Annotated in this window: 16 protein-coding genes; 12 read left to right on the forward strand and 4 right to left on the reverse strand. The window is 70.7% G+C overall.

The genetic code is table 11. The features are described from left to right. Positions 1–3 precede the first annotated feature (3 nt). Together ABD732_RS06145 and ABD732_RS06150 are read left to right on the forward strand one after the other, a co-directional pair. Positions 4–1560: a CoA-acylating methylmalonate-semialdehyde dehydrogenase gene (locus tag ABD732_RS06145; protein WP_344781679.1), complete on the forward strand. Its 1557-nt coding sequence runs from the start codon at positions 4–6 to the stop codon at positions 1558–1560. 135 nt (positions 1561–1695) lie between these two features. After that, positions 1696–2403 (forward strand): GAP family protein, encoded by a 708-nt coding sequence (locus tag ABD732_RS06150; RefSeq protein ID WP_344781681.1) that lies wholly within the window; start codon positions 1696–1698, stop codon positions 2401–2403. Positions 2404–2422: 19 nt separating this feature from the next. Here ABD732_RS06150 and ABD732_RS06155 read toward each other — a convergent pair whose 3' ends face one another. Both ABD732_RS06155 and ABD732_RS06160 read right to left on the reverse strand, forming a co-directional pair. Further along, complete coding sequence (locus tag ABD732_RS06155; protein ID WP_344781683.1) at positions 2423–2869, reverse strand: DoxX family protein; 447 nt, start codon at positions 2867–2869, stop codon at positions 2423–2425. 67 nt (positions 2870–2936) lie between these two features. Beyond that, a complete protein-coding gene (locus tag ABD732_RS06160; RefSeq protein WP_344781685.1) occupies positions 2937–4565 on the reverse strand; it encodes a FadD3 family acyl-CoA ligase in 1629 nt (542 codons plus the stop codon). A gap of 42 nt (positions 4566–4607) precedes the next feature. Here ABD732_RS06160 and ABD732_RS06165 point away from each other — a divergent pair, with 42 nt between their 5' ends. Genes ABD732_RS06165 through ABD732_RS06180 form a run of 4 tightly spaced genes read left to right on the forward strand, consistent with a single transcriptional unit; the run spans position 4608 to position 8854 of the window. Next, positions 4608–5894 carry an acyl-CoA dehydrogenase family protein gene (locus ABD732_RS06165; protein ID WP_344781687.1) on the forward strand — a complete coding sequence of 429 codons (1287 nt, stop codon included), beginning with the start codon at positions 4608–4610 and terminating at the stop codon, positions 5892–5894. After that, positions 5891–6703 (forward strand): SDR family oxidoreductase, encoded by an 813-nt coding sequence (locus ABD732_RS06170; RefSeq protein ID WP_344781689.1) that lies wholly within the window; start codon positions 5891–5893, stop codon positions 6701–6703. Before ABD732_RS06165 ends, ABD732_RS06170 begins: the two co-directional genes overlap by 4 nt. Before the next feature lie 38 nt (positions 6704–6741). Continuing rightward, on the forward strand, positions 6742–7899 hold the full coding sequence (locus ABD732_RS06175; protein ID WP_344781691.1) for an acetyl-CoA C-acetyltransferase: 1158 nt from the start codon (positions 6742–6744) through the stop codon (positions 7897–7899). A gap of 4 nt (positions 7900–7903) precedes the next feature. Further along, positions 7904–8854, forward strand: a complete 951-nt coding sequence (locus ABD732_RS06180; protein ID WP_344781693.1) for an alpha/beta hydrolase — start codon at positions 7904–7906, stop codon at positions 8852–8854. Here the strand turns inward: ABD732_RS06180 and ABD732_RS06185 are convergent. Continuing rightward, positions 8820–9956, reverse strand: a complete 1137-nt coding sequence (locus ABD732_RS06185; RefSeq protein WP_344781695.1) for an FUSC family protein — start codon at positions 9954–9956, stop codon at positions 8820–8822. The two genes, ABD732_RS06180 and ABD732_RS06185, sit on opposite strands and share 35 nt — an antisense overlap. A gap of 81 nt (positions 9957–10037) precedes the next feature. Between ABD732_RS06185 and ABD732_RS06190 the strand changes: the two genes are divergently transcribed. The 4 genes from ABD732_RS06190 (at position 10038) to ABD732_RS06205 (ending at position 14556) form a co-directional block, all read left to right on the forward strand. After that, positions 10038–10550 (forward strand): MarR family winged helix-turn-helix transcriptional regulator, encoded by a 513-nt coding sequence (locus tag ABD732_RS06190; protein ID WP_344781697.1) that lies wholly within the window; start codon positions 10038–10040, stop codon positions 10548–10550. A 92-nt stretch (positions 10551–10642) separates the two neighbouring features. Continuing rightward, positions 10643–12151, forward strand: coding sequence for an aldehyde dehydrogenase family protein (locus ABD732_RS06195; protein ID WP_344781699.1), 1509 nt, complete (start codon positions 10643–10645; stop codon positions 12149–12151). Between the two features lie 95 nt (positions 12152–12246). Next, positions 12247–12894 carry a TetR/AcrR family transcriptional regulator gene (locus ABD732_RS06200; protein ID WP_425552992.1) on the forward strand — a complete coding sequence of 216 codons (648 nt, stop codon included), beginning with the start codon at positions 12247–12249 and terminating at the stop codon, positions 12892–12894. Positions 12895–12993: 99 nt separating this feature from the next. After that, positions 12994–14556, forward strand: coding sequence for an AMP-binding protein (locus ABD732_RS06205; RefSeq protein ID WP_344781703.1), 1563 nt, complete (start codon positions 12994–12996; stop codon positions 14554–14556). A gap of 153 nt (positions 14557–14709) precedes the next feature. On the opposite strand, the gene ABD732_RS06210 is transcribed toward ABD732_RS06205, so the two are convergent. Next, entirely contained in the window at positions 14710–15831 is a 1122-nt protein-coding gene (locus ABD732_RS06210) for a class I SAM-dependent methyltransferase (protein ID WP_344781705.1), read from the reverse strand. Between the two features lie 211 nt (positions 15832–16042). Here ABD732_RS06210 and ABD732_RS06215 point away from each other — a divergent pair, with 211 nt between their 5' ends. After that, positions 16043–16477, forward strand: coding sequence for a VOC family protein (locus tag ABD732_RS06215; RefSeq protein ID WP_344781707.1), 435 nt, complete (start codon positions 16043–16045; stop codon positions 16475–16477). A 4-nt stretch (positions 16478–16481) separates the two neighbouring features. Continuing rightward, complete coding sequence (locus ABD732_RS06220) at positions 16482–17474, forward strand: sigma-70 family RNA polymerase sigma factor (protein WP_344781709.1); 993 nt, start codon at positions 16482–16484, stop codon at positions 17472–17474. Positions 17475–17532: the final 58 nt, after the last annotated feature.

Here is a 17532-nt window from a genome sequence, read left to right on the forward strand (position 1 = left end):
CCCATGACCACCCTCAGCTCCCCAGCGGTCACGCAGATCCCGCACCACATCGCCGGACGCCGCGCCGAACTCATCGGCGACGTGCTGCCGTCCGGGCGCACCGCCGACGTCTACGACCCGAGCACCGGCAGAGTCCAGGCGCAGGTCCCGCTGGCGACCGCCGCCGAGGTCGACGCCGCCGTCGAGATCGCGTCGGCGGCCCAGAAGGAGTGGGCGGCATGGAATCCGCAGCGCCGCGCCCGCGTCCTGATGCGTTTCGTGGAGCTGGTGAACCAGAACATGGACGCCCTCGCGACCCGGCTGTCCCTGGAACACGGCAAGACCTTCCCGGATGCGAAGGGCGACATCGCGCGCGGCCTGGACGTCATCGAGTTCTCGATCGGCATCCCGCACCTGGGCAAGGGTGAGTTCACCGAGGGCGCCGGCACCGGCATCGACGTCCATTCGATGCGCCAGCCGCTGGGGGTGGTCGCCGGGATCACGCCGTTCAACTTCCCGGCGATGATTCCGCTGTGGAAGATCGGGCCGGCGCTGGCCTGCGGTAACGCCTTCATCCTGAAGCCCTCCGAGCGGGACCCGTCGGTGCCGCTGATGCTGGCCGAGCTGTTCACCGAGGCGGGCCTGCCCGACGGCGTGCTGCAGGTGCTGCACGGCGACAAGGAGTCGGTGGATGCACTGCTCGCCCACCCGGACGTGAAAGCACTCGGCTTCGTCGGGAGCTCCGACATCGCCCAGTACATCTACGCCACCGCCGCGGCGAACGGAAAGCGTTCCCAGTGCTTCGGCGGCGCCAAGAACCACATGATCATCCTTCCCGACGCCGACATGGACCTGGTGGTCGACGCGTTGATCGGCGCCGGCTACGGCAGCGCCGGCGAGCGTTGCATGGCCATCAGCGTGGCGGTGCCGGTCGGTGAGGAGACCGCGAACGCCTTGCGCGAGAAGCTGACCGAGCGGGTCCGTGCCCTGCGTGTGGGCCACTCGCTCGATCCGCAGTCCGACTACGGCCCCTTGGTCAGCGCCGCCGCCCGCGATCGGGTGATCGACTACATCGACCAGGGCGTGCAGCAGGGCGCCGAGCTGGTGATCGACGGCCGCGACCGCGGCAGCGACGACGCCTCCTTCGACGGGGAAGACCTCGCCGGCGGCTTCTACCTGGGACCGACCCTGTTCGACCACGTCGGCACCGACATGTCGATCTACACCGACGAGATCTTCGGCCCGGTGGTGTGCATCGTGCGGGCGAAGGACTACGAGGAGGCCCTCGCGCTGCCGTCGGAGCACGAGTACGGCAACGGCGTCGCGATCTTCACCCGCGACGGTGACGCCGCCCGCGACTTCACCGCGCGCGTGGACGTGGGCATGGTGGGCGTCAACGTGCCGATCCCGGTGCCGGTGGCCTATCACACCTTCGGCGGCTGGAAGCGGTCCGGATTCGGCGACCTCAACCAGCACGGCCCGGCGGCGATCGCGTTCTACACCAAGACCAAGACGGTCACCACGCGCTGGCCCTCCGGGGTGCGCGCGGGCGCCGACTTCGCGATGCCCACGATGCAGTGACCTTCGTGGGGGACTGACTGTGCGAGGGCCGGGCGGCGGTGCATGATTGACACGTCTCCGCCGGAACGCCCGGACGGGCGTAGCGAGTAGGGACATCACGTGTGGGGTGCATTGGGCGATACGTTCGCCGTCGCAATGGCTTTGGCCCTGAGTCCGATCGCGCTGACCACGGCGCTGGTACTGCTGCTCGGTGAACGCGGTCGGCGGCGGGCGCTGCTGTTCGCCGGCGGCTGGTACCTCTGCGTCTTCGTGGTCACCGCCGTGGCGATGTGGGTCACCGACACCGCCGACGAGGAGGACCCGGCCGCGACCGCGGACGGGATCGACATCCTGCACCTGGTGTTCGCGGTGGTCTTCTTCGTGCTGGCCCTGGTGACGTGGATCAAGCGTCCCTCAGCGCGCGCCTCTGCGAAGGGCGCCGACGGTCTGCCGCCGGGCACACAACTCCTCGAAACCGAGGTGCTCGGGGAGGACGAGCCCGGCAAACCCGGTCTGTTCGAACGCGTCGACCATCTGGGGTCGGCCGCCTGCTTCGCCCTGGGGTTCGCCCAGGGGATCCTCATCATCAAGAACATCCCGCTGGCCATCAGTGCCGGCATGCGGTTCGGCGCCGCGGAGCTTCCGCAGGCCGAGGCGCTGGTCCTGGTGGCGATCTTCGCGGGTCTGGCCAGCCTGGGGACACTGATCCCGCTCGTGGCCTACGTGGTCGGCGGTGAGCGCGTGGACCACTCTCTGCGCGACGCGCGCCGGTGGATCGAGGCCCACATGACGGCGATCACCCTGGTGATCCTGGTGGTGGTCGGTGGAGTCTTCCTCGGCGAGGGCCTCGGGCTCGCCGACTGACCCTCCCGGCCCTCGCCGGTCAGGCGTTGACGGACTCGCGTTCGGCACCCGGTTCGGCGGCGGTGCGTTCGGCGGCGGTCACCGATGCCAGGGCCAGCCGGCCCGGTCCGAGGAAGACCAGCAGCAGCAGCGACCAGCAGAGCAGGACCACGGTGTCCCCGTCGTTCTGGATGGGCAGCAGTCCGTCGCCCTGGTGCTTCCAGAAGTACGCCACGGCCATGGTGCCGGCGCCCAGGAAGGCGGCGAACCGGGTGCCGAAACCGATCATGATCGCCAGGCCGGCGACGAACTCGATGATCCCGGCCCACCAGGACGGCCACGCGCCGATCTCGGCGGTCTGCCCGCCGTACGGGGCGATGAACCAGCCGAAGAGCGTGGACGCCCCGTGACTGAAGAACAGGAAGCCGACGACGATCCGGAAGGCCGCGATCATCCACGGCTGCGCACGCTGAAGGTTGGTTAGCATTACCTAATAGTTGCGTTCGCAAGGCCGGGCTGGCGAGGCTTTGTGACCGGCCTCACGCAATTTCGTGTCAGCGCAGTTCGCGCTTGAGGATCTTTCCGGAGGGGTTCCGCGGGAAGGTGTCGACGAACTCGACGGCGCGCGGGACCTTGAAGTTCGCGAGGTGGGCCTTCGCGTACTCGAGGACCTGCTCCTCGGTGACGGCGACGCCGTCCCGCCTGGTCAGATAGGCCTTGCCGACTTCCCCGAGGCGCTCGTCGGCGACACCGATCACCGCGGCCTCGGTGATCCCGGGGACGCGGGTGAGCACCTGCTCCACCTCGGCGGGATAGACATTGAAGCCGCCGCAGATGTACATGTCCTTGAGGCGGTCGGTGATCGTCAGGTTGCCGTCGCCGTCGAGACTTCCCACGTCGCCGGTGTGCAGCCAGCCGTCCTCGTCGATGGTGGCCGCGGTCGCCTCGGGATCGTCGAGGTAGCCGCGCATCACCATCGCCCCGCGGGTCAGGACTTCGTCGTTGTCGCCGAGGCGGACCTCCATGCCCTCGTAGGCGCGCCCGCACGTGGTGGCGACGGTCAGGGCGTCGTCGTCGGGGCGGCAGGTGGTGATGAAACCGCTGGTCTCGGTCTGGCCGTAGGCGGTGATCACCGTTTCGACGCCCAGCTCGGACTGCAGCCGCTCGATCAGCACGACGGGAACGATGGTCGCACCGGTGACGATCAGCCGCAGGCTGGACAGGTCGTATCCGGTGCGTTCGGGATCGTCCAGGATGGTCTGGAAGATGGTCGGCGCTCCCGGGAAGACCGTGATCGCTTCGGCCGCCACGGCTTTCATCGCCTCAGTCGGGGAGTAGACGGCGAGCGGCAGCATCGTGGCGCCGAACAGCAGGCTCGGCAGGATCCCGGCCTTGTAGCCGAAAGTGTGGAAGAACGGGTTCACCATCAGGTAGCGATCGCCGAGTCCGAGCCCGCCGTTGGCGCCCCAGCCGTGCGCACCGGCGACGGTGTGCCGGTGCTCGGCGAGGACCCCTTTCGGGGCGCCGGTGGTGCCGGAGGTGAACAGGATGTCGCTCAGGTCGTCGGGGCGCACTGCTTGCGCGCGCCGGTGGGCGGCGGCGATCCCGGCGTCGGTCGCGCCGCCGACGAAGTCGTCCCAGGCGATGACGTGGTGATCTCGACTGCGCTCGATCGGCGACGGGGCGTCGGGCTCGATCGGCGACGGGGTGTCGCGCTCGATCGACGACGGGGCGTCGCGCTCGATCGGCGCGGAGGCGAGGGGGATGCCGATCACCGTGCGGTTCTCGGCGATCGGGGAGGCGAGGACCTCCGAGAGCCGGTCGACCCCGGCGAACTCGCCGGCCGCGACCACCACCAGCGCGCCGGAGCGGTCGATGATGTCCTGCGCTTCGCTCACCGTGTACCGGGTGTTCAGCGGCACCAGGATCGCGCCGGCGCAGTGCGTGCCCAAAGCGGCGATCGGCCAGTGGTAGCTGTTGGGCGCCCACACGGCGACCCGGTCGCCGGGCTCCACCCCGAGGTCGACCAGTGCGCCGGCGAAGGTCGCGACCTCGTCGGCGAGCTCACTCCAGGTGAGGTCGACGGCGTCGCCCCACTGGTGGTCGCGCACCGCGGGGCGGTCCGGCCACTGCGTGCGGGCGCGCTCCAGGGCGGCGGGCGTGGTCTGTGGGGTCGGCGACATGGTCAAAACCTAGCAAATGCTTGGTAGGTTAAGCTAGCGGTCATGACCCAGCGAACGCACTCGCCCGCCCCGGCGATCGACCTCGCCGATCGCAGCGTCGACCTCGGCGAATGGGCCGCCGCCACGCCGGACGCCGCCGCCGTGTTCACCGCGGCCGTCCGCGACTGGCTGGCGGAGAATCTGACCGGGGACTTCGCCGACCTGCGCGGCCGCGGCGGACCGGGCAGCGAACACGAGTTCTTCGCCGAGCGGCTGGAGTGGGATCGCCATCTCGCGGCCGCCGGCTGGACGTGTCTGGGCTGGCCGGTCGCCCACGGCGGGCGGGGCGCCACTCTCGAGCAGCGGATCATCTTCCATCAGGAGTATGCGCGGGCCGACGCCCCCGCGCGGGTGAATCACCTCGGTGAGGAACTTCTCGGGCCGACCCTGATCGAGTACGGCACCCCCGAGCAGCAGGAGCGGTTCCTGCCCGGCATCGTGAGCGTCACCGAACTCTGGGCGCAGGGGTACTCCGAACCGGGGGCGGGCAGCGACCTGGCGGGGGTGAGCACCTCGGCCGTGCTCGACGGCGACCACTGGGTGATCAACGGCCAGAAGATCTGGACGTCGCTGGCGCACCTGTCGCAGTGGGTCTTCGTGATCGCCCGGACCGAGAAGGGGTCGTCCCGCCATCACGGGCTCAGCTTCCTGCTGGTCCCGCTCGACCAGCCCGGCGTCACCATCCGGCCGATCCAGCAGATCACCGGCACCAGCGAGTTCAACGAGGTCTTCTTCGACGACGCCGTGACCGACGCCGGCCTGATCGTCGGCGCTCCCGGTGACGGCTGGAAGGTCGCGATGGGCCTCCTGCAGTTCGAGCGCGGGGTCTCCACACTCGGCCAGCAGGTCGGTTTCGCCCGCGAACTCGACGACCTGGTGGCCCTGGCGAAAAGTACTGGCGCGGTGGAGGACCCGGAGATCGCGAGCAGACTCCGCCGGGCTCGGATCGGGCTGATGGTGATGGAGGCCAATGCCCGGCGCACCCTGGCCGGCGACATCGTCTCGGCGAGCGGCGCGGCCTCGGTGGCCAAGCTGCTGTGGGCCAACTGGCATCGGGACCTCGGCCAGCTGGCCGCAGACGTCCTGGGCGCCCCGGTGCTGCTGGGGCCCGACCAGACCTCCGAGGGCCGCGCCAACGACATCTACGACCCCGAGCACGTGGAACTGGACGACTGGCAGCGCCTGCTGCTGTTCACCCGCGCCGACACCATCTACGGCGGTTCCAACGAAGTGCAGCGCAACATCATCGCCGAGCGCGTGCTCGGCCTTCCCCGAGAGGCTCGTGCATGAGTTCCGACCGTCCCGTTTCGCCGCTCGCCGCCGTCCCCGAGGAGATCGGCGGCCACGACCTGCTCGCCGGACGGAAGGCCGTCGTCACCGCGGCCGCCGGCACCGGCATCGGTTTCGCGACCGCGCGCCGTCTGCTGCTCGAAGGCGCCGACGTGCTGATCTCGGACTTCCACGAGCGGCGCCTGGGCGAGACCGCCGCGGCGCTGGCCGAGGAGTTCCCCGAGCGGCAGGTGGAGTCCTTCGTCTGCGACGTCTCCGACACCGAGCAGGTGAACGCGCTGATCGAGGCCGGGGCTGCGCGGCTGGGCCGGATCGACCTGCTGGTCAACAACGCCGGACTGGGCGGGGAGACGCCCGTCGCCGATATGACCGACGAGCAGTGGGACCGCGTCCTCGACATCACGCTCAACAGCACCTTCCGCGCCACCCGCGCCGCGCTGCGGTACTTCCGCGATGCCCCGCACGGTGGAGTGATCGTCAACAACGCCTCGGTCCTGGGCTGGCGCGCTCAGCGCGGCCAGGCCCACTACGCCGCCGCGAAGGCCGGGGTGATGGCGCTGACCCGCTGTTCGGCGGTGGAGGCCGCCGACTACGGCGTGCGCATCAACGCCGTCTCCCCGTCGATCGCCCGCCACCCGTTCCTGGCGAAGGTCACCAGCGACGAGCTGCTCGACGAGCTGGCCTCCCGCGAGGCCTACGGCCGCGCCGCCGAGGTGTGGGAGATCGCCGCCACCATCGCCATGCTCGCCTCGGACTACACCACGTACCTGACCGGCGAAGTGGTCTCCGTCTCCAGCCAGCGCGCCTGACTCGCGCCCGATTCCTCACCTCCCCGAAGGAGCTCTTCATGTCCAGTCCGCAGGCCTACATCGTCGACGCGATCCGCACCCCGGTCGGTAAGCGCGGCGGTTCGCTGTCCACGGTGCACCCGGCCGACCTGGGGGCGCACGTCATCTCCGCGATCGTCGAGCGCACCGGAATCGACCCCGAGGTGGTCGACGACGTGGTCTTCGGCTGCGTCGACACCATCGGCCCCCAGGCGGGCAACATCGCCCGCACCGCGTGGCTGGCCGCCGGCATGCCGATGGGCGTTCCGGGCACCACCGTCGACCGCCAGTGCGGGTCCAGCCAGCAGGCCATCCACTTCGCGGCGCAGGGCGTGATGAGCGGCACCCAGGACGTGGTGCTCGCCGGTGGCGTGCAGAACATGAGCGCGATCCCGATCAGCCAGGCCATGATCGCCGGCCGGGAGTTCGGATTCACCACGCCCACCGCCGAGTCGAAGGGCTGGACACAGCGTTTCGGCGACGCCGAGATCAGCCAGTTCGTCGGCGCCGACATGATGGCCAAGCGCTGGGGCATCGGCCGAGCCGAGATGGAGCAGTGGGCGCTGGGCAGCCACGAGCGCGCCCGTGCCGCGATCGCCGCCGGGCGGTTCGACGCCGAGACGGTGCCGCTGGGGGAGGCCGTGGTGGACGAATGCCCGCGGGAGACGAGCCTGGAGAAGATGGCCTCCCTCGACGTGCTGCTGGAAGGGTCGGAACTGACCGCGGCGATGGCCTCGCAGATCTGCGACGGCGCCTCGGCGACCCTGGTGGTCTCCGAGCGGGCGCTCGCCGAGTACGGACTGACGCCGCGCGCGCGGATCCACCACATGACCGTCCGCGGCGACGACCCGGTGATGATGCTGTCGGCCCCGATTCCGGCCACCAAGCACGCACTGGCCAAGACCGGCATGGCCATCGACGACATCGACGTGATCGAGATCAACGAGGCCTTCGCGCCGGTGGTGCTGGCCTGGCTCAAGGAGACCGGCGCCGACCCGGCGCGGGTGAATCCGAACGGCGGCGGCATCGCCCTCGGCCATCCGCTCGGCGCGACCGGCGCCAAACTCTTCGCCACGCTGCTGAACGAGCTCGAGCGCACCGGAGGCCGCTACGGTCTGCAGACCATGTGCGAGGGCGGCGGCACCGCGAACGTCACCATCATCGAGCGCCTGGGCTGAAAAGGTGCGCACCGGGGCCCTGAACCCCGAGTTGCGGCGCGCGTACCGGTTCATGCCGGCTCCGCCGATCGCCCGCCGATGGCAGCGTGGGCTGCTGCGGCGGGCCACCGGCCTGCTGCCCGGTCCCCGCACTCCCGCGGCGATGACCTATCGGCGGGTGGACCTGCGCCCCGGAGTCGCCGCGCACGTGTACGCGCCGGCCGGCGCGGAGGCGAAACGCGGTGCCCTGCTGTGGATCCACGGCGGCGGCATGGTGATCGGCACTGCCGCCCAGGACCACCGGCGCTGTTTCGGTGTGGCCCGGGCGCTGGGCATCGTCGTGGTCTCCGCCGACTACCGGCTGGCCCCCGAGCACCCCTATCCGGCGCCGCTGGACGACTGCCACGCGGTGTGGTCGTGGATGCTGGCGGCGGCCGACGAGTGCGGCATCGACCCGGCGCGGACGGCCGTCGGCGGGCAGAGCGCCGGCGGCGGCCTGGCCGCCGGGCTGGTGCAGCGGCTGCACGACGAGGGCGGGCTCCAGCCGGTGGCGCAGTGGCTGTTCTGCCCGATGCTCGACGACCGCACCGCTGCCGACCGGACGCTGGACCGGGCCCGGCACGCGGTGTGGAACAACCGTGCCAACCGGGTGGGATGGACCGGATACCTCGGTGCCGAGCCCGGCGGCGAGGCGCCCGAGTATGCCGCACCGGCCCGGCGCACCGACCTCGCCGGGCTGCCGCCCGCCTGGATCGGCGCCGGGGACGCCGAACTGTTCTTCGACGAGGATCGCCGTTACGCGCGGGCGCTGGCGGCGGCCGGCGTGCCCACCGAGTTCGACGTGGTGCCGGGCGGCCCGCACGCCTTCGAATCGTTCGCCGCCGGTGCCCCGGTGAGTCGCGAGTACCGCGCCCGCGCGCAGCGGTGGCTGGGCGACCGGCTCACCGCAGCGGGTCCGGACGCGTCCCCGCGCTGACCGTCAGCGCGGCCACCACGATGCCCACCACCACCCCGATCAGGGTGTCGACGACCCGGTCGACGGCCGCTGCGGGACCCAGACCGGCGCCGAGTGCGGTCAGCAGCAGCGCCATCGGGGTGACGGCGGTGGAGCAGATCGCGTAGTTGATCGGCGCGGTGATCTCGGCGGCGACTTGGAAGACGATGATCGCCGCCACGGCGCCCCAGTAGCCCAGCGGCACCGCCAGCAGGGCCGCGGCGATCGCCGCCCCGGTGATGTTCCCGAGCAGCCGGGCGATGCCGCGCGAGACGGTGAGGTGGAAGTCGACGCCCTGCAGGGCGGCGACCGCGCCCATCGCCGCCCACATCGGGTGGCTGAAGCCGGCGGCCGCGGCGATCACGGCGCTGACGGCGGCGGCGATCATCGTCCGTCCGGCGGTGGCCAGCAGATGGCGCTGCATGGCACCGGCGAGCAGCTGCCGCACGGGTGCGTGCGCCACCGGGGCCGCGTCGTCGAGAGCCGGCCCGCCGGTCAGCCGCCGCCGTACGTGCGCGAGGAGCCACGGGGCGAGGGAGGCTGCCATGCCCAGGGCCGCGCCGACCGCGGCTGCGGCCACCGAGCGCCAGAGGTCGGTCAGGTCGTGGACGAAGCCGGCGGCCGCGGTGGCGGCGAAGACGAAGACCACCGCGCCCGGACCCGCGGCACGTAGCGCGCCGATGAAGACGGCGGCCGCGCCGGAGAGCAGGGAGATCGCCACGATCTCCGTGGTCAGGGCGCCGCCGGACAATCCCACCAGACCGCCGACGCCGATGGAGACCACCACTGCCGTCCCCAGTGCCGCCAGCCGGCTCACCCGGACCGGATACGGCTCTGCCCGGCAGAACGCCGAGATCAGCGTGCCCAGCGCCGCGAAGCCGGCGATGTCGTGCAGGCCGGTGAGGCCGCCGCAGATCAGGACCAGCCCCACCGCCATGCCGACGCGCAGCGGCACGGCATAGGAGGCCTTGCTCAGGTCCACCGCCAGCGCGCTGCGCCAGGTGTGCGCCCGCAGCGGATGAGCGAGCGCCGCGCCGCGTGTGAGCGGTGCGGGCCCGGCGGGCTCGACGGTGGTGGAGGCCATGCAAACAACTTTACATCTATTTTACTAGTAAAGTAAATATGCCAAGACGGTGCCGGGGACCGCCCGACTAGGCTCGGCGTCGTGTCCACCGAAGCCGCGTCACCGGGCGAGCGTCCCGACGTCGTCGACCGCATCCAGGCCGAATGGGCGCAGGCCTATCCCGAGCTGGATGTGGCGCCCATCGGCGTGATCGGCCGGATCCAGCACGTCGCCGCGGTCGCCGGACAGCGGCTGGAGCGCAACCTGGAGCGGCACGACGTCAGCCGCTCGGAGTTCGACGTGCTCGGCGCCCTGGCCCGAGCCGGGCACCCCCTGCGCGCCAGCGAAGTGGTGTCGACCACCATGCTCAGCGGCGCATCGATCACCAAGTTGTCCGACAGTCTGGTGCGCCGGGGTCTGGTGCGTCGCGGCAAGTCGCCGCGGGATGGGCGGGTGGTACTGCTCGAGCTGACCGCGGCCGGCCGGGGCGTCGTCGACGCCGAACTGCCGCAGCGGCTGGCCGACGACGAGAGCTCGCTGGCCGGGCTCTCGCCGGGCGAGCGGGAACAGCTGGTCGTCCTGCTGCGCAAGGTCGCCCGCGCATTGGGTGACTAGGGGTGTGACATGCGGCACTGACCTGCGTAGGATTGGGACACTCCCGAGGTTTTGTCTCTCGGGTGAATGATGCGAGGAAGCGGAGAATTGGCATGACCAAGCCGGCAGATGTGACCGTGCGCGCGGGGGACAAGGTCTCCTCCGAAGCGCACACCATGAGCGAACTACTCGAGATCCAGAAGGCGGCGTTCCTGCGCGACGGCATCCCCGATGCGCGCACCCGAATCGACCGCATCAACCGCCTCGGCCAGCTCCTGCTGGACAACGAAGTGGCCATCACCGACGCGCTCAACGAGGACTTCGGCACCCGCCCGCGCGAACTGTCGGTCGCGACCGACGTCGCCGGCTGCATGATCGACCTGACCCATCAGCGCCGGCACGCCGCCAAGTGGATGGCCGAGACCAACGTCTCCAAGGTGCAGGGCATGCTCGGCTTCAAGCAGCGCCTGCGGCACGATCCGCTGGGTGTCGTGGGCATCATGGGGCCGTGGAACTTCCCACTCCAGCTCACCTTCGTCCCCGCCGGCTCGGCCTTCGCCGCCGGTAACCGGGTCCTGATGCGCCCGTCTTCGGTCACCGCGAACACCACCGACGTGATCGCCCGGGTGGCCCCCGACTACTTCTCCATCGACGAGCTCGCGGTGATCACCAGCAAGCACGGCGGCGGCGCGGACTTCGCCAAGCTGCCGGTGGATCACATGTTCTTCACCGGCTCGCCCGAGGTCGGCGCCTCGGTGGCGCAGGAGGCCGCCAAGAACCTGGTGCCGGTCACCCTGGAACTGGGCGGCAAGAATCCGGCCGTCGTCGACGTCGACACCGACATCACCGACGCCGCGAACTTCCTCGCCGATGCCCGCATGATCAACGGCGGACAGGTCTGCCTGTGCCCCGACTACGTCTTCGTTCCCGAGGCCAAGGTCGGCGAGTTCACCGAGAAGGTGATCGCGCGGTGGACCGAGAACTACCCGACCATCGTCGGCAATCCGCAGTACACCTCGACGATCAACGAGAAGAACTACAACCGCATCGTCGGCCTGATCGACGACGCCGTGGAACTCGGCGCCACCAAGAACCAGGTGGTTCCGATCGGCGAGACGCTGCCCGATCCGGCGGCGCGCAAGATCGCCCCCACGGTGCTCACCGGGGTCAAAGCCGGTATGAAGATCGAAGAGGACGAGGTCTTCGGTCCGGTGCTGACCGTCTACCCGTACCGTGAGCTCTCCGAGGCCGTCGACAAGATCAACTCGGCCGGCCACCCGCTGACCCTGTACTGGGTCGGTGACGACAACGAGCGCCTGCAGGACGTCGCCGACCACACCCGCAGCGGGTCGATCAGCGGCAACGACTTCGCGCTGCACCTGCTGTCCGGGGGGCTTCCCTTCGGCGGTATCGGCCGCTCGGGCATGGGCAACTACCACGGGCGCTTCGGCTTCGAGACCTTCAGCCACGCCCGTGCGGTGACCATCTCGACCCTGCCGGTCAGTTTCGCCGAGATCGTGACCGCACCGTTCACCAAGAGCGATACCCGGCTGACCAATATGCAGATGAAGATGTGGAAGTTCCTCAACGGGCGCGCGTCGCGGAAGTCCGCGCGCGGCTGACGCCCTCCCGGTTGCACAGGTGCCCCGGCGGTGAGTCCGCCGGGGCACCTGCGTGTCCGGGTGAACCTCACCGAACCAAGCAGTTGCTAGGGTGAATGACGCAGGAACGAGGAGGCACGGTGGCAGCGAAGACGACGACCCCCGCCCGGCGGGGCGCACGCCGGTCCGGGGTGTCCCGGCGCGACGAACTGCTCGGCATCGCCGGTGAACTGTTCGCCGAGCGCGGGCTGCGCGCCACCACGGTCCGCGACATCGCCGACACGGCCGGCATCCTCTCCGGCAGTCTGTATCACCACTTCGACTCCAAGGAGTCGATGGTCGACGAGCTGCTGCGCGGGTTCCTGGACGAGCTCTTCGCGCGCTACCGCGAGATCGCCGCGTCCGGGCTGAGTGCGGCCCAGACGCTGCGCCAGTTCGTGATCGCCTCCTTCGAGTCGATCGATGCCCGGCACACCGCGGTCGCCATCTATCAGAACGAAGCCCGGCAGCTGGCCGGGCAGGAGCGATTCGCCTACATCGACGACCGGAACCTCGAGTTCCGCCGGCTGTGGGAGTCGGTCCTGCGTCGCGGCGTCGACGACGGCGAGTTCCGGGCCGATCTGGACGTCGATCTGGTCTACCGCTTCCTCCGCGACACCGTCTGGGTGGCCGTCCGCTGGTACCGGCCCGGGGGTTCCAAATCGGTGGAGGAGATCGCCGATCAGTACCTGTCGGTGGTGCTGGACGGGATCCTCCCGCGCTGACTCGCCGGACGCGGCTCGCGCGGTATTGAGTTAATCACTATTCACTGAGTTCTGGCCGAACCGAGTTCGTCGTGGCCGGGTCCGGCGCATACTGGCGGCATGAGCGAACTCTCCGACGACATCACCACCCAGGTCGACGAATGGCTCGAACTCTACGGAGCCCCCGATGCCAGCGCGGCCCACCTGCTGGTCGACCGGCACGATCCGTCCCAGGTGGCCTTCACCCAGATCGACGTCGACCCGCAGGGGACGTTGCATACCGAGAACCTGACCTACGGTCAGCTCGCCGAACAATCCCGCTGCCTGGCGACCGCGCTCGCCGCGCGTGGCGTCACCCGCGGTGACGCCGTCGGCGTGCTGATGGGCAAGCGCGCCGAACTGGTGGTCTCGCTGCTGGCTCTGGCCCGGCTCGGCGCCGTCTACATCCCGCTGTTCACCGCCTTCGCCACCCCGGCCATCGAACTGCGGCTGCGCGGGGGTGACGCCACGCTGGTCATCACCGAACCCGGACAGCTGGACAAGGTCGCCGGTATCGACGGCGTCGCGACGATCGTCGCGGGACCGGAGTTCGACGACCTCATCGCCGGCAGCGAGCCGCTGCAGGAGTCGGTGGCCGTCGGCGGCGACGGGCCCCTGGTCCTGCTGTTCACCAGCGGCACCACCGGCAATCCGAAGGGGGTGCCGGTACCGGTGCGCGCCCTGGCGTCCTTCCACGCCTACCTGCACTACGGGCTCGACGTGGCCGCCGACGACGTCTTCTGGAACGCGGCGGATCCGGGCTGGGCCTACGGGCTGTACTACGGCGTCCTGGGACCGCTGGCGGCCGGGCGCCGCAACCTCCTGCTGCACGCCGGCTTCTCGCCGGAGACCACCATCGAGGTGCTGAACCGGTTGGGGGTCAACAACTTCGCCGCCGCCCCGACCGTCTACCGGAGCCTGTCCAACGATCCGCGCGTCACCGGCTTCGCGCTGCGCCGGGCCTCCTCGGCAGGGGAACCGCTCACCCCGGACGTGGTCGAGTGGGCCCTCGGCGCGCTCGGCTGCGAGGTGCGCGATCACTACGGCCAGACCGAGCACGGCATGTTCATCAACAACCACTGGAACGAGGCGCTGCGCGAGCCGGTGGTGCCCGGCTCGATGGGGTTCGCCATGCCCGGCTTCGCGTGCGGCATCGAGAACGGCGAGATCGCCATCGACACCGCGCACAGCCCACTGATGTGGTTCACCGGCTACCTCGACGCCCCGGACAAGACCGCCGCACGTTTCACCGGACCGGACCGGACCGGCTGGTACCTGACCGCCGACGCCGGCCGGATGGAGGACGACGGTCGCTTCTTCTTCACCGCCCGCGACGACGACGTGATCATCATGGCCGGCTACCGGATCGGCCCGTTCGACGTCGAATCGGTCCTGATCACCCACCCGTCGGTGATCGACGTCGCCGTTGTCGGCCGCCCCGACCGGTTGCGCGGGGAGGTGCTCGAGGCGTTCTGCGTCCTGGCCGACGGGGTCGTGGGCACCGACGAGCTGGAAGCCGAACTGCAGCAGCTGGTGAAGGAGGGCTTCGCCGCCCACGCTTACCCGCGCACGGTGCACTTCGTCGACGAACTGCCCAAGACCCCGAGCGGCAAGATCCAGCGCTTCAAGCTTCGCCAGAGCTGACCCCGCCCCTCCTCCGGCTCCCGCCCGCCTGCTGAGCCGGGTCTCGTGCCCGCCCGCTGAGTTGGCTCTTCTGTTCGCCCGCCGAGTTGGCTCTTCTGTTCGCTGGCTGAGCCGGGGCGACGAAGGAGCCCCGTGTCGAAGCCAGAGGCGGGATCAGCGCCGCCGCGAGGCGGTGACGGTGAACTTCGGGTTCCGGGCGATCTGCCGGGTCGGCCCCACCAGCCGCTCCAGCACCGGCCGGTAGCGCAGGTGCGAGTTCCACACGCACCACAGCTCTCCGCCGGGGGCCAGCGCGCGCGCCGCCTCGGCGAACAGGTGCTCGGCGATCCCGGTCGAGACAGCGGTGTCGCTGTGGAACGGCGGATTGAGCAACACCAGTTCCTGGGAGGCATCGGGCAGCGTCCCGGCGCCGTCGGCCCGGACGACGGTCACCCGGTCGGCGACGCCGTTCGCGGCGGCCGTCTGGCGGGCCGAGGCCACGGCGGCGGCCGAGCGGTCGGTGGCGACCACCTGGACACCGGGGCGACGGCGGGCCAGGGCGGCGGCGACGACACCCGAGCCGCACGCCAGATCCACCGCCGTCGCCGTCTCGCCGGTCGCGTCCAGGTGCTCCAGCAGCAGACGCGTGCCGAGGTCGATCCGGGTGCCGGCGAAGACGCCGCCGTGCGCGGCCACCTCGAGCGCGAGGTCGGCGTGCTGCTCGCGCCGCGGCCACCGGCCGATCGCCTCCCGGGCCTGGTCGCGGCGGGGCCCGCTCGCGGTCAGCACCCGGGACTTCTGGCGGGCATGACTCACGTCCACGCGGTCGAAGGCGGCTCCCAGGACGTCGTTCATCGACAGCGACATGTGCTTGATGCGGCCGCCGGCGAAGACGCGCACGTCCGCATCGGCGTACGCGGCGATCAGCTCGGCCATCTCGGCGAGCCGATCCAGACCGCGGGGGAGACGCAGCAGCACCGTGGCGGCACCGGCGAACAGTTCGCCGTCCAGCGGAAGGGAGGTGAAGGTCGCGGGATCACCGAGCCGGGCGGCATTGGCGGCCAGGGCCCGCTCGCCGGTCAGCAGATCCTGGTGGACGCGGATCTCGCGGGCACCGGCCGCCGCCGCCCCCAGGGTCAGCGCCCCGTAGGCGTCGTCGACCACCACCAGCTTCCCGGGCGGGGTGTGCGAGAGGGCGTCAGCCGCCACGTCGAGCAGGAGGCGGTCGGCGGCATCTGCGGCGGCCAGGCCGGGGCCGTCGATGTCGGGGAAGCGCTCCAGCGCGGTGAGGTCCACAAGCGCGAAGCCTACCGACCCGCGCACCGGACGGTCGTCCGGCGGCGAACCCAGCGCCCGGCGACGAACCCAGCGCTCGCCAGTGCTGGGTTTGCGGCCCACCGCTGGGTTCGTGTCCGGCTGAGGCTGGACCGATCAGTTTCGCCGCCGCCGCCGGTCTACCTTTGTGACGGCTTCTCACGGGAGGGGCCGCAGACTGAAGGAGAACGTCATGCACGACATGATCTTCGTGAACCTGCCCGTCACCGATCTGGACCGCTCGCGCGCCTTCTTCGAGGGCCTCGGCTACCGGTTCGACGACCGTTTCTGCGACGGCAACGCGCTGGCCTTGGTGCTCGGCGATGCGATCGTCGCCATGTTGCTCAAGCGCGACTTCTACGCCACGTTCACCGACAAGAAGGTGGTCGATGCGACCGCCGAGAGCGGGTGCCTGCTGGCGCTCAGCGCACGCAGCCGCGAGGAGGTGGACTCTCTGGTGGACCGGGCCGTCGCATCCGGTGCGAGCGCGGGCCGGACCGAGGATCATGGGTTCATGTACGGGCGCACCTACGACGACCTCGACGGCCACACCTGGGAGATCATGTGGATGGAGCAGGCCGCAGTCGACATGGGCCCGATGGAGTACGCCAAACAACAGGGAGTCTGACGCGGTGACCGGCGAGACGGCCTTCGGAGACACGGCCTTTGCGGAACTGACCGCGGGCATGCGGGCCGAGCTGCTGGCCCACTGCTATCGCATGCTCGGCTCGGCGCCCGACGCCGAGGACGCACTGCAGGAGGTGTACCTGCGTGCGTGGCGCGCGTTCCACCGCTTCGAAGGCCGCTCGTCGGCGCGCACCTGGATGTACAAGATCGCCACCAACACGTGCCTGAGCGCGTTGGAGAGTCGTTCGCGGCGGCCGCTGCCGACGGGCCTGGGCACCGATGCGGCCGACCCGGCGCTGCCGGTGGTGGCCGACGAACAGACGCCCTGGCTGGGGCCGCTGCCGGATGCGGCGCTCGGCGACCCGGCCGACGCGGCCACCCGGCGCGAGAGCGTGGGGCTGGCAATGGCGGCGGCGCTGCAGCACCTGCCGCCCCGGCAGCGCGCGGTCCTGATCCTGCGTGACGTCCTGGTGTTCTCCGCCGCGGAGACCGCCGGACTGCTGGACATGACCGTCGCCTCGGTGAACAGTGCGCTGGCCCGCGCCCGCAAGACCGTCGCCGCCGTGCAGGCCCGCCCGGGGATCGGGGAGGGGCGGCGGGTGGACGAGCTGGACGCCCACGAACAGCAGGTCTGGGACGAGTTCTGCGCGGCCTTTGAGCGGTACGACGTCGACGGCGTGGTGCGGGTGCTCGCCGCGGACGCGATCTGGGAGATGCCGCCGTTCCCGGGCTGGTACGCCGGAGCCGGGCAGATCGGGCTGCTCACCCGGACCCAGTGCCCGGCGCAGCGGGCCGGGGACCTGCGCATGGTCCCCACCTCGTGCAACGGGCTGCCCGCGGCGGGCATGTACCTGCGCGAACCGGCGTCCGGCGGCGATCGGTGGCTGCCGTTCCAGCTGGACGTGCTCACGATCCGCGACGGCGCCATCGCGCACGTCGGTGCCTTCTTCTCCGCGGAGGCCTTTCGCCTGGCGGGGCTCCCGGCCGAACTGCATTGACCCGCGCCGCCGCCGGGTCCGGCCGCCGGCGGCGGTAATGTGCGGACCGTGTGCTCGA

The sequence above is a fragment of the Gordonia caeni genome (assembly GCF_039537105.1).
GTDB lineage: Bacteria > Actinomycetota > Actinomycetes > Mycobacteriales > Mycobacteriaceae > Gordonia > Gordonia caeni.